The following is a 12,258-nucleotide window of genomic DNA, read 5'->3' as shown; positions in this document are numbered from 1 at the left end:
CTCAGAACCGTTTCGGCGGGGCCGGCAGCGGCAGCGGGGCACCCATCACGGCGTACGGCCGGGCGGCGCTCGGGAACAGGACGCGGCGGGCCAGATCCGCGTAGCCGAGGGAGCGGTAGAGGCCGCGGGCGGGGCTCTCGACGTCGATGGCGGAGAGGATCGAGCGGGGCTCGGGGACGCCTTCGGTGATCGTCGTGATCAGAGCGCGGCCGATGCCGCGGTTCTGGTGGCCCGGGTGCACGTGGAGCTCGGTGATCACGAAGGAGTCGTCGAGCCAGCCGTCCAGGTTCTGGCTGCGCAGGTACGGCTCGACGACCGTCGACCACCAGTGGCCGCGGCTGTTGGGCATGCCGTAGACGAAGCCGACGAGGCGGTCGTCGGGGGTCGTCGCGCCGAACGCGCGGGCGCCCGGGTAGGTGAGGTGTCGCAGGACGATCTGCCGCCGGACGGCCACTTCGTCGTCGCTCAGCCCGAAGGCGTGGGCCTGGACGCTCAGTGCGTCGTCCACGCGCGCGGCGAGGTCGAGCGGCGCGATCACGACATCGTCTGTCATGGGGCGACCCTACTTCGCGACGCCCACGTTCAGAACAGGACGCTCATGAACGCCCCGACCTCCTGGAAGCCGACGCGTCGGTATGCCGCCCTGGCCGCGGTGTTGAAGTCGTTCACGTAGAGGCTGGCGACGGGGGCGATGTCCGCGAGGGCGTAGCGCAGGACGGCGGCCATGCCGGGGGCGGCGAGGCCGCGGCCGCGGTACTCGGGGGCGACCCAGACGCCCTGGATCTGGCACGCCTGCGACGTGGCGGCGCCGATCTCGGCCTTGAAGACGACCTTGCCGTCGCGGTCGAGGCGGGCGAAGGAGCGGCCGGAGCCGACGAGTTCGGCGACGCGGGCCTGGTAGAGCAGGCCGCCGTCCCCCGCGAGCGGTGACACTCCGACTTCTTCCGTGAACATCGCCACGCACGCCGGCATGATCGTCTCCATCTCGTCCTTGCGGACGCGACGGACGTACGGGTCGGGGACGACGTCGTCCGGGAGCCGGTCGGTGACCATCAGGGGCTGCTGGGCGCGGACCTCGCGGGCGGGGCCCCAGGAGGGCTCCAGGAGCCGCCACAGCCGGGCGGTGGACTCGGCGGGACCGACGATGGACGAGCAGCGGCGGCCCGCCCTGCGGGCGCGGTCGGCGAACCCGCGGATGGCCCGGGGGGTGGCGCAGATGGGGACGAGGTTGGCGCCCGCGTAACAGAGGGAGGCGAGCATGCCGTCCTCGTACCAGCCCCACATCTCGCCGCCGAGACGCCAGGGGTCGAGGCCCGCCACCTGGACGCGGGCGGTCACGAACGCGTTCGCGACCGGCTCGCGGTCGAGCACGGCGAGCGCGGCGTCGAGGTCACTCGGTTCGAGGACCCGGGTGGTGGTCTGAGTCAACACGTGCGGGGGCCTCACCATACGGTCTGCTGATCTCCGCACTGTACCTGGCGGGGGCGCCTTGTGCGGGGGTGCCTTTTGTCCGTCGGGGTCCCGGGTGGGGGGCGGGCTTCCCCTGGGTGGGGGTGGGGGCTTCTCCGCCGCTCCGCGGCGTCGTACCCACCCGCCCGCCCATTGCTCGGCACCTTCGCGCTGGGGTAGGGCAGCGGTTCCTACGGAGCGAGGTGGTGCGGGGTGCACGGGTGGGTGGGTGGGAGGGGCCGCCGCGGAGCGGCGGGGTTGGGGGCTGGGGTGATCGTGGGCAGGCGTGGTGCGGCCCCGGGGCTTTGGGGCCTTCGGGCCGCGCAGCCGGGTGGGTCAGCCCGCGACCGAGATCGTCGGCTCGCCGGAGGCCACGCCGTCCTTTTCCATCTGCTCCGCGATCTTCATCGCCTCGTCGATGAGCGTCTCCACGATCTTGGACTCGGGCACCGTCTTGATGACCTCGCCCTTGACGAAGATCTGGCCCTTGCCGTTGCCGGAGGCGACGCCGAGGTCGGCCTCGCGGGCCTCGCCGGGGCCGTTCACGACGCAGCCCATGACGGCGACGCGGAGGGGGACCTCCATGCCGTCGAGGCCGGCGGTGACCTCTTCCGCGAGCTTGTAGACGTCGACCTGGGCGCGGCCGCAGGACGGGCAGGAGACGATCTCCAGGCGGCGCTGGCGCAGGTTGAGGGATTCGAGGATCTGGATGCCGACCTTGATCTCCTCCGCGGGCGGCGCGGAGAGGGAGACGCGGATCGTGTCGCCGATGCCCTCGGAGAGCAGCGCGCCGAACGCGACGGCGGACTTGATCGTGCCCTGGAAGGCGGGGCCCGCCTCGGTCACACCGAGGTGGAGCGGGTAGTCGCACTGGGCGGCGAGCTGACGGTACGCGTTGACCATGACGACCGGGTCGTTGTGCTTGACCGAGATCTTGATGTCGCGGAAGTCGTGCTCCTCGAAGAGGGACGCCTCCCAGAGGGCCGACTCGACGAGCGCCTCAGGGGTCGCCTTGCCGTACTTCTTGAGGAGGCGCGCGTCCAGGGAGCCCGCGTTGACGCCGATGCGGATCGGCGTACCCGCGTCCTTCGCGGCGCGCGCGATCTCCTTGACCTTGTCGTCGAACTGCTTGATGTTGCCGGGGTTGACGCGCACCGCCGCACACCCGGCGTCGATCGCGGCGAACACGTACTTCGGCTGGAAGTGGATGTCCGCGATCACGGGGATCTGCGACTTCTTCGCGATGACCGACAGCGCGTCCGCGTCGTCCTGCGTCGGGCAGGCGACGCGCACGATCTGGCAGCCGGACGCCGTCAGCTCCGCGATCTGCTGCAGCGTGGCGCCGATGTCGGACGTGCGCGTCGTCGTCATCGACTGGACCGAGACCGGTGCGTCCCCGCCGACGGCCACCGTGCCGACCTGGATCTTGCGGCTGACCCTTCGGTCGGCGAGCTTGGTCGGAACGGACGGGATTCCGAGCGATACGGCAGTCATCTGGCGAGCATCCCCAAGAGTGTGGATCACAGAGTGTCGAGCACGCGGTGTGCTCCGGGTCCCGAGATCTGCGGGCTCCGGATTCGAGATTACGGCACCCTCCGGGGCCCGGGCACATCACGTCCGGAAGTCCACCCAATGGTGGGCGACCCGACACACAACGTGCCGGGGCGCCGTAAATTTCTCGTAATCAGGAGATTCTGACCGGGTTCACCACGTCCGCGATGAGGACGAGGATCGTGAAGCAGATGAAGATCCCCGCCACCACGTAGGCGACCGGCATCAGCTTGGCGACGTCGAACGGGCCCGGGTCGGGGCGGCGCAGGACCTTCGCGGCGTTGCGGCGCACGGACTCCCACAGGGCGCCGGCGATGTGGCCGCCGTCGAGCGGGAGCAGCGGCAGCATGTTGAAGAGGAAGAGCGAGAGGTTGAAGCCCGCGATGAGGAACAGCATCATCGCGATCTGGTTCTCCGGCGGGATGTCCAGGGTGAACACGTCGCCGCCCACGCGGGCCGCGCCGACGACGCCCATCGGGGAGTCCTGCTTGCGCTCGCCGTCGCCGAACGCCGCGTTCCACAGGTCGGGGATCTTGGACGGCAGGGCGATGATCGACTCGACGCCGTTCTCCATCATGTCGCCCATGCGGTCGACGGAGTCGCCGAAGGACTGCTGCACGATGCCGGTGGCGGGGGTGAAGCCGAGGAAGCCCGCGTAGACGTACTTGCCCTCCACGTAGGCACCGTCGCCGTCGGTCTTGGTGACCTGGTTCCTGATGAGGTTCGCGTGCAGGTCGAGCCGCTTGCCGTCGCGCTCGACCGTGATGGTGGCCGGGCCGATGGTCTCGCGGATCTTGGACTGGAGCGCGGACCAGTCGTCGACGTTCTGCCCCTGGAAGGCGACGATCTTGTCGCCGGGCTTGAGGCCCGCCGCCTTGGCGGGTGCGGCCTTGTCGCCCTTCTCGCACTTGGCGCGGTTCTCGCTCTGCTGGATGACGCAGTCGGAGACCTTGCCGACCTGGGTGGTCTGGCTGCTGATGCCGAACGTCATCATCACGCCGAGGAAGATCGCCACGGCGAGGATCAGGTTCATGAACGGCCCGGCGAACATGACGATGACGCGCTTCCAGGGCTTGCGCGTGTAGAAGAGGCGGGTCTCGTCGCCGGGCTTGAGCTCTTCGAACGCCGCCGAGCGCGCGTCCTCGATCATGCCGCGCCACGGGGACGTGGAGCGTGCCTCTATGCGGCCGTCGGCGCCGGGCGGGAACATGCCGATCATGCGGATGTACCCGCCGAGGGGGATCGCCTTGACGCCGTACTCGGTGTCGCCCTTCTTGCGCGAGAAGAGGGTCGGTCCGAAGCCCACCATGTACTGCGGCACGCGGATGCCGAACATCTTGGCGGTCGACAGGTGCCCCAGCTCGTGCCAGGCGATCGAGAAGAGCAGCCCGATCACGAAGACGACTATCCCGAGGATCATCATCAGTGTCGTCATGCACGGGCCTCCGCGGTCGTCTTCGCTGCCAGTTCGCGTGCCCGAGCACGCGCCCAGGTCTCCGCTTCGAGGACGTCCGCGACGGTCAGGGAGGTTCCCGGACCGCCGGTGACGGCGGTCTCGTGCTCCTCCACCGTCCTCGTGACCGTCTCCATGATCCCGTTGAAGGGCAGGGCGCCCTTCAGGAACGCGTCCACGCACTCCTCGTTGGCGGCATTGAACACTGCCGGAGCCGTGCCCGCGAGCTCCCCGACGCGCCGGGCGAGCCCGACCGACGGGAACGCGTCGTTGTCGAGGGGGAAGAATTCCCAGCTCGACGCCTTCGTCCAGTCGAAGGCGGGGGCGGCGTCGGGGACGCGCTCGGGCCAGCCGATGCCGATGGCGATGGGGCCGCGCATGTCGGGCGGGGTGGCCTGGGCGAGGGTCGAGCCGTCGGTGAACTCCACCATGGAGTGGACGTACGACTGGGGGTGGACGACGACCTCGATGCGGTCGAAGGGGATGTCGTAGAGCAGGTGCGCCTCGATGACCTCCAGACCCTTGTTGACCAGCGTCGCGGAGTTGACGGTGATGACCGGGCCCATGGCCCAGGTGGGGTGCGCCAGCGCGTCCTCGGGGGTGACGTCCGCCAGGTCGGCCTTCGTACGCCCGCGGAAGGGGCCGCCGGAGGCGGTGACGACCAGTTTCCGTACGTCCGCGCGCGTGCCGGCGGCCAGCGCCTGGAAGAGCGCGGCGTGCTCGGAGTCGACCGGGATGATCTGGCCGGGCTTGGCGAGCGCCTTCACGAGGGGGCCGCCGACGATGAGGGATTCCTTGTTGGCGAGCGCGAGGGTGCGGCCCGCTTCGAGGGCGGCCAGCGTCGGGCGGAGGCCGATGGAGCCGGTGATCCCGTTGAGGACGGTGTGGCAGTCGGACGCGGCCAGCTGGGTGGCGGCGTCCGGTCCGGCCAGGATGTCGGGGAGCCGCTCCCCCGCGGCGTACTGCCCCTGCAGGGCCTCGCGCAGTGCCGGTACGGCGTTCTCGTCGGCGACCGCGACCGTCCCGGCCCGCAGCCTGCGCGCCTGCTCGGCGAGGAGGCCGACGCGGCCGCCCGCGGCGGAGAGCGCCGTGACGCGGAAGCGGTCGGGGTTGCGCAGGACGAGGTCGATGGCCTGGGTGCCGATCGAACCCGTGGAGCCGAGGATCACGATGTCCCGCGGTCCGTCGCCCGTGAGCGGGTCGAAGACGAGATGCGGGTCGGCGAGGGGGGATGGGCTGTCGCTCATCCCCCTATTGTGGCCGTATCCCGGGTCCGGCCCGACAGGGCGTGCCCGATCGGGGTCACTCCTTCTTGTCGCGTCTGTCGAAATCGCCCTCCTGGACGCCTTCCGCGGTGTCCATCGTCGGTGCGCTGAAGCGGAGTTGGCCGCTGCTCTTGCGCGCCTCCAGGCTTTCGGCGCGGACGTCCAGGTTGAAGAGGTAGCCGACGGACTCCTCCCTGATGGCGTCCATCATGGCGGTGAACAGGTCGAAGCCCTCGCGCTGGAACTCGAACAGGGGGTCCCTGCCGAGGTAGGACCGCATCCAGATGCCCTCCTGGAGGTAGTCCATCTCGTACAGGTGCTCGCGCCATTTGCGGTCGAGGACGGAGAGCACCACGCGGCGCTCCAGTTCGCGCATGACGTCGGGGCCCAGGGCGCGCTCGCGTTCCTCGTAGCGGGCGTGGATGTCGTCGGTGAGGGTCCGGGTGATCAGCAGCGGGGTGACCTCGGCGCGGCCGCCCGCCTTCCGGTCGAGGTCGTCGGTGGTGACGCGGGCGGGGTAGAGGAGGCGGCAGGCGGTCCAGAGCCGTTCCAGGTCCCACTCCTCGGGGAAGCCGTCGGCGGTCTCGGCGGCGACGTACGCGTCGATGGTGTCGGCCATGAAGTGGTGCATCTGCTCGCGCAGGTCCTCGCCCTCCAGGACGCGGCGGCGTTCCTGGTAGATGAGGCCGCGCTGGCGGTTGAGGACCTCGTCGTACTTGAGGACGTTCTTGCGGGTCTCGAAGTGGTGCTGCTCGACCTGGGACTGTGCGGAGGCGATGGCGCGGGTCACCATCTTGTTCTCGATGGGCACGTCGTCGGGGACGTTGGCCATGAGCATCACGCGTTCGACGAGTTCGGCGCGGAACAGGCGCATCAGGTCGTCGCCGAGCGAGAGGTAGAAGCGGGACCGGCCGGGGTCGCCCTGGCGGCCCGAGCGGCCGCGCAGCTGGTTGTCGATGCGGCGTGACTCATGGCGTTCGGTGCCGAGGACGTAGAGCCCGCCGAGGGCGGTGACCTCGTCGTGCTCGGCGGCGGCCGCGGCGGTGCTGCGGTCGAGGGCCGCGCGGTATCCGTCCGGGTCGTCCTCGGGGGTGCGGCCGTCCGCCCGCAGCTCGGCCTCCGCCATGGCCTCGGGGTTTCCGCCGAGCATGATGTCGGTGCCGCGGCCCGCCATGTTCGTGGCGACGGTGACGGCGCCCTTGCGTCCTGCCTGGGCGACGATCTGCGCCTCGCGCAGGTGGTTCTTGGCGTTGAGCACCTCGTGCGGGATGCCGCGCCGGGTGAGCAGGGCGGAGAGGTGCTCGGACTTCGCGACGGAGACGGTGCCGACGAGGATCGGCTGGCCGGTGCCGTGCTTTTCGATGATGTCGGCGACGACGGCCTCGAATTTGACGGACTCGTCGCGGTAGATCACGTCGGGTTTGTCGGCCCGGATCATCGGCTTGTTCGTGGGGATGGGCACCACGTGGAGTTTGTAGATCTGGTGGAATTCGGCGGCCTCCGTCATGGCCGTTCCCGTCATTCCGGCGAGTTTTTCGTAGAGGCGGAAGAAATTCTGCAGGGTGATCGTGGCGAGGGTCTGGTTCTCGTCCTTGATCTCGACGCCCTCCTTGGCCTCGATGGCCTGGTGGACGCCTTCGTTGTAGCGCCGTCCCGCGAGGATGCGGCCGGTGTGCTCGTCGACGATCAGGACTTCTCCGTCGGTGACGACGTAGTCCTTGTCCTTCTTGAAGTGTTCCTTCGCCTTGAGCGCGTTGTGCAGCTGGCCGATGAGCGAGGTGTGGGCGGAGTCGTAGAAGTTGTCGATGCCCAGCTGGTCCTCAAGGAATTCCACACCGCTGTCGAGGACCGCCACGGTACGTTTCTTCGGGTCGTACTCGTAGTCGTACGCGGCGCGCAGTTCCGCGAGTTCCATTTTGCGCTGCGGCGCCGTGTACTTCTCCTCCTGGATGGCTATGCCCCGCATTCTGCGGACGGCGTCGGCGAAGAATCCGTACCAGTGCGTCGGCTGGTCGGCGGGGCCGGAGATGATCAGGGGGGTGCGGGCCTCGTCGATGAGGATGGAGTCCGCCTCGTCGACGATCGCGAAGTGGTGCCCGCGCTGCACCAGTTCGCTCTTGGACCAGGCCATGTTGTCGCGCAGGTAGTCGAAGCCGAATTCGTTGTTCGTGCCGTACGTGATGTCGCAGGCGTACGCGGCACGGCGTTCGTCCGGGCTCATGTCGGCCTTGATGACGCCGACGGTGAGCCCGAGGAAGCGGTAGGCGCGGCCCATCCAGCGGGCGTCGCGCTCGGCCAGGTAGTCGTTGACCGTGACGAGGTGAACTCCCCTGCCGGTCAGGGCGTTCAGATACGCGGGCAGCGTGGCGGAGAGGGTCTTCCCCTCCCCCGTCTGCATCTCCGCGATGTTGCCGAGGTGGAGCGCCGCGCCGCCCATCACCTGGACGTCGAAGTGGCGCATGCCGAGGACGCGCCGCGCGGTCTCGCGGACGGTCGCGAAGGCCTCGGGGAGCAGCGCGTCGAGGCTCTCCCCGTCGGCGTACCGCTCCTTGTACTCGTCGGTGAGGGCGCGGAGTTCGGCGTCGGAGAGCCGCTCGATCTCGCCTTCGACGGAGTTGACCTGGGCCCTGACGCGTTCGAGCTTGCGCAGGAGCCTGCCCTCGCCCGCACGCATGATCTTGCCGGTGAGCTGGTCCAGCCTGAGGACGGACATGGCGACCCCTCCCCGGCCCGTCGGCCGGTCCACCCATTGTGGGCTGGGTCACACGGCGGCAGCAATGGTCCGCGCGCACTCCATCGACTCGGCGTGGGCGGTGTCGATCTCCAGGTCGTAGACCATGCCGCGGTGGACCACCTCGGCCTGCGACGCGGCCATGCCGACGGCCCGGTCCCCGCGTGCGATCCCGCGGGCCTCGGCGATCGCGGCGTCGCACCGGACACCGACCCACAGCACCGGCAGCTCCCCCAAGGCCTTCCGCCAGCGCCGCTGCGACTCCCCGCCGCCGAGGAAGATCTCGTCGACGATGATCCGGGCACCCGCGCGGGCCATCGCGGCGACCCCCTCGATCCACGCCGCCTCCAGGGCCCGGAACTCCTCCCCGACGCTCACCGTGCCGTCCGCCGCGAACTCGATGCCGCCGTCCGACGACTGCAGGGACGCGGGCATCGCGGCGACCAGCGTGTCGGCGCCGAAGGCCAGCCACGGCTCCGGCAGGACCGACTGCAGACAGCGCACGATCCCGGACTTGCCCGAGCTTGAACCACCGTTGAGAACGATCACCTGGGTCATCACCGGGCCACGGTAGCCCGGGGGTTGGCGCCGTTCGGCGGGTTTTCGGGGCGTGACACGCGACGGACGGCGGCTGACCTCGCACGGGGCGCCCCGTGAGGATGGCCGCCATGACGAACCGAACCCAGGAATCAGGCTTTGACCCCGACCGGCTGCAGTCCGCCCTGGACGCCGTCCACCGCGCCGGCATGCCGGGCATCTGCGCCGAGGTCCGCGACGGCGACCGGGTGTGGCGCGGCGCGTCCGGCGTCGCCGACCTCGGCACCGGCCGCCCCGTCGACCCCGACATCCGCCATCGCGTCGGCAGCGTCACCAAGACCTTCACCGCCGCCGCGGTCCTGCGGCAGGTCGAGGAGGGCAGGGTCCGGCTCGACGAGCCGATCGGCGCGTACCTGCCGGAGCTCGTGCCCGGCGAGCGCGGCCGGAAGATCACGGTCCGGATGCTTCTCGACCACACGAGCGGCATCAGCGACTACCTCCCGTACGCCTTCCCGTCCCTCAAGGGCCTGCCGGTCCTGAAGGACGTGTCGCCCGCGAGCCTGGACGACAACCGGTTCCGCGAGTTCCGCGCGGCCGAGCTGATCGAGATGGGCCTCGCGGCACCCCCCGGCGGTGCGCCCGGAGGGCCCGTCGGAACGTACTCGAACACCAACTACCTGCTGCTCGGAGAGGTCTTGGAGCAGGTCACCGGCGTGACGGCGGAGAAGTGCATCACCCGGGACGTCATCGAGCCCGCCGGACTGCGGAACACCTCGTTCCCGACCGGGACGCCGCGGATCGAGGAACCGCACTCCTTGATGTACGAGTCGCTGTACGGCCTGATCGAGCCGCCCCGCGACTACAGCGTCTACGACATGTCCTGGGTGATGACGGGCGCGGGCCTCGTGTCGACCGTCGCGGACCTCAACCACTTCTTCCGCGAGCTGCTCGACGGCCGCGTCGTCGACCGGGAGTCGCTGGCGCAGATGCAGCGCACGGGCCCGGTGCGCGCCCTGGACGGCAGCAAGAAGCTCGACTACGGGCTCGGCCTGACACGGACCGAGGCCCCCGGCGGCCGCGTGTACTGGGGGCACGAGGGCACGGTCTGGGGCGCCGGGACGACGTCCCAGACCAGTGCCGACGGCCGGCGTCAGATGACCCTCGCCCTCAACCTCATGCGGTGGAACAGGCCGGACGCCTCGGGGAGGCTGCAGCCGCACGCCATCGACGGCGCGCTCGCCGCCCTGCACCAGCTGGCGCTCGGCTGACCCTCAGCCCTCTTCGATCACCCTGCGCACATCGGGCCGCGGCGTCGCGGGCAGCGCGGTGTCCGCGATCCACGGGCCGTCGCCGGAGGGGTCGACGACCCCTTCCTCCAGCCAGGTGTACGTCCCCGACAGGACGCCCTTGACCACCTTGCGGTCCAAATCGTCGGTGTTGGTCCACAGCCGCCCGAACAGCTCCTCGATCCGGATGCGGGACTGGCGGCAGAAGGCGTCGGCCAGTTGGTACGCCTCGCGGCCGTGGTCCTCGGTGGTGCGCAGGAGTTCGGCGCGCACGCACGCCGCGCTCATCGCGAAGAGTTCGGCGCCGATGTCGACGACGCGGCCGAGGAAGCCCTGCTTGGTCTCCATCTTCCCCTGCCAGCGGGACATGGCGTAGAAGGTGGAGCGCGCCAGCTTGCGGGCCCCCCGCTCGACGTAGCGCAGATGACCGGAGAGGTCGGGGTACCCCTCGGGGTGGAACTCGCTGTACGAGCGCGGGAGTTGGCCGGGCCCCGCCACCAGCTGCGGCAGCCACTTGGCGTAGAAGCCACCGGCCCGCGCGCCCGCCTTCGCCTTGTCGGAGAGGGTCTTGTCGGGGTCGATGAGGTCGCCCGCGACCTTCAGGTGGGCGTCCACCGCCTCGCGGGCGATCAGCAGGTGCATGATCTCCGTGGAGCCCTCGAAGATGCGGTTGATGCGCAGGTCGCGCAGGATCTGCTCGGCGGGGACGGCGCGTTCGCCGCGGGCCGCGAGGGACTCTGCGGTCTCGAAGCCGCGGCCGCCGCGGATCTGGACGAGTTCGTCGGCCATCAGACAGGCCATCTCGGAGCCGTACAGCTTGGCGAGGGCCGCCTCGATGCGGATGTCGTTGCGGTCCTCGTCGGCCATCTGCGAGGACAGGTCGAGGACGGCCTCCAGCGCGAAGGTCGTCGCCGCGATGAAGGAGATCTTCGAGCCGACCGCCTCGTGGAACGCGACGGGCTTGCCCCACTGCTCCCGCGCGGCCGACCACTCGCGGGCGATCTTCAGGCACCACTTGCCCGCGCCGACACACATGGCGGGCAGGGAGAGCCGTCCGGTGTTGAGGGTGGTGAGCGCGATCTTGAGGCCCGCGCCCTCGGGTCCGATGCGGTGGGCGGCGGGGACCCGCACGTTGTGGAAGCGGGTCACGCCGTTCTCGAGCCCGCGAAGCCCCATGAACGCGTTGCGGTTCTCCACCGTCACCCCCTCGGACGCCGCCTCGACGACGAACGCGGTGATGCCGCCCTTGTGGCCCTCGGACTTCGGCACCCGCGCCATGACGACGAGCAGGTCCGCGACGACGCCGTTGGTGGTCCACAGCTTCACGCCGTCGAGCACGTAGTCGTCGCCGTCGGGCACCGCCATGGTGGCCAGACGCGCCGGGTCGGAGCCGACGTCGGGCTCGGTGAGCAGGAACGCGGTGATGTCGGTACGGGCACAGCGAGGCAGGAAGGCGTCCTTCTGCTCCTGCGTGCCGAAGATCTTCAGGGGCTGCGGTACGCCGATCGACTGATGCGCGGAGAGCAGCGCGCCGATCGCGGGGCTGGCGGAGCCGACCAGGGCGAGGGCCTTGTTGTAGTACACCTGGGTGAGGCCGAGCCCGCCGTACTTCGTGTCGATCTTCATGCCGAGGGCGCCGAGCTCCTTGAGGCCGTTGAGCACCTCGTCGGGGATCTTCGCCTCGCGCTCGATGCGGGCCGCGTCGATCTTCGTCTCGCAGAAGTCGCGGAGCTTGGCGAGGAACTCCTCGCCGCGCTGCGCGTCCTCGTCGGGCGGCATCGGGTGCGGGTGGACGAGGTCCAGCCGGAATCGGCCGAGGAAGAGTTCCTTGGCGAAGCTGGGCTTGCGCCAGTCCTGCTCGCGGGCGGCCTCGGCGACCTGCCGGGCCTCGCGTTCGCTCACGGACGGTTTGGGGGTTGCTGCGGACATGAGGAGCTCACCTCGCCGCGGAGTGGGGCCGTCGGACCGGTCGGCCCGATCGTGACC

General features: G+C 70.1%; 9 protein-coding genes. 1 reads left to right on the top strand and 8 read right to left on the bottom strand.

Annotated features, from left to right (window positions below):
* Position 1: 1 nt before the first annotated feature.
* The 7 genes from DEJ49_RS26985 to cpt form a co-directional block, all read right to left on the bottom strand.
* Positions 2-553 (bottom strand): GNAT family N-acetyltransferase, encoded by a 552-nt coding sequence (locus DEJ49_RS26985; RefSeq protein ID WP_150186506.1) that lies wholly within the window; start codon positions 551-553, stop codon positions 2-4.
* 29 nt (positions 554-582) lie between these two features.
* Complete coding sequence (locus tag DEJ49_RS26980; protein WP_150172827.1) at positions 583-1,431, bottom strand: GNAT family N-acetyltransferase; 849 nt, start codon at positions 1,429-1,431, stop codon at positions 583-585.
* A gap of 354 nt (positions 1,432-1,785) precedes the next feature.
* A complete protein-coding gene (gene ispG, locus DEJ49_RS26975) occupies positions 1,786-2,943 on the bottom strand; it encodes a flavodoxin-dependent (E)-4-hydroxy-3-methylbut-2-enyl-diphosphate synthase (protein ID WP_150186505.1) in 1,158 nt (385 codons plus the stop codon).
* Between the two features lie 190 nt (positions 2,944-3,133).
* On the bottom strand, positions 3,134-4,435 hold the full coding sequence (locus DEJ49_RS26970) for a M50 family metallopeptidase (protein ID WP_150186504.1): 1,302 nt from the start codon (positions 4,433-4,435) through the stop codon (positions 3,134-3,136).
* A complete protein-coding gene (gene dxr, locus DEJ49_RS26965) occupies positions 4,432-5,700 on the bottom strand; it encodes a 1-deoxy-D-xylulose-5-phosphate reductoisomerase (RefSeq protein ID WP_150186503.1) in 1,269 nt (422 codons plus the stop codon). The genes DEJ49_RS26970 and dxr overlap by 4 nt, the downstream gene beginning before the upstream one ends.
* A gap of 55 nt (positions 5,701-5,755) precedes the next feature.
* On the bottom strand, positions 5,756-8,431 hold the full coding sequence (gene secA / locus DEJ49_RS26960; RefSeq protein ID WP_150186502.1) for a preprotein translocase subunit SecA: 2,676 nt from the start codon (positions 8,429-8,431) through the stop codon (positions 5,756-5,758).
* Between the two features lie 48 nt (positions 8,432-8,479).
* Entirely contained in the window at positions 8,480-9,007 is a 528-nt protein-coding gene (gene cpt, locus DEJ49_RS26955; RefSeq protein WP_150186501.1) for a chloramphenicol phosphotransferase CPT, read from the bottom strand.
* Between the two features lie 110 nt (positions 9,008-9,117).
* Here cpt and DEJ49_RS26950 point away from each other — a divergent pair, with 110 nt between their 5' ends.
* A complete protein-coding gene (locus DEJ49_RS26950) occupies positions 9,118-10,254 on the top strand; it encodes a serine hydrolase domain-containing protein (protein WP_223833010.1) in 1,137 nt (378 codons plus the stop codon).
* 3 nt (positions 10,255-10,257) lie between these two features.
* Here DEJ49_RS26950 and DEJ49_RS26945 read toward each other — a convergent pair whose 3' ends face one another.
* On the bottom strand, positions 10,258-12,201 hold the full coding sequence (locus DEJ49_RS26945; protein WP_150186499.1) for an acyl-CoA dehydrogenase family protein: 1,944 nt from the start codon (positions 12,199-12,201) through the stop codon (positions 10,258-10,260).
* Positions 12,202-12,258: the final 57 nt, after the last annotated feature.

It is taken from the genome of Streptomyces venezuelae, assembly GCF_008642335.1.
GTDB classification, from domain to species: Bacteria; Actinomycetota; Actinomycetes; order Streptomycetales; family Streptomycetaceae; genus Streptomyces; species Streptomyces venezuelae_F.
The sequence above is the reverse complement of the archived record's forward strand: the minus strand, read 5'-3'. Positions and strand labels throughout refer to the sequence as shown.

Coding starts and splice junctions, on each gene's coding strand:
- DEJ49_RS26985 (WP_150186506.1), bottom strand. CDS start 553: ATGACAGACGATGTCGTGATCGCGCCGCTCGACCTCGCCGCGCGCGTG.
- ispG (WP_150186505.1), bottom strand. CDS start 2,943: ATGACTGCCGTATCGCTCGGAATCCCGTCCGTTCCGACCAAGCTCGCC.
- DEJ49_RS26970 (WP_150186504.1), bottom strand. CDS start 4,435: ATGACGACACTGATGATGATCCTCGGGATAGTCGTCTTCGTGATCGGG.
- dxr (WP_150186503.1), bottom strand. CDS start 5,700: ATGAGCGACAGCCCATCCCCCCTCGCCGACCCGCATCTCGTCTTCGAC.
- secA (WP_150186502.1), bottom strand. CDS start 8,431: ATGTCCGTCCTCAGGCTGGACCAGCTCACCGGCAAGATCATGCGTGCG.
- cpt (WP_150186501.1), bottom strand. CDS start 9,007: ATGACCCAGGTGATCGTTCTCAACGGTGGTTCAAGCTCGGGCAAGTCC.
- DEJ49_RS26950 (WP_223833010.1), top strand. CDS start 9,118: ATGACGAACCGAACCCAGGAATCAGGCTTTGACCCCGACCGGCTGCAG.
- DEJ49_RS26945 (WP_150186499.1), bottom strand. CDS start 12,201: ATGTCCGCAGCAACCCCCAAACCGTCCGTGAGCGAACGCGAGGCCCGG.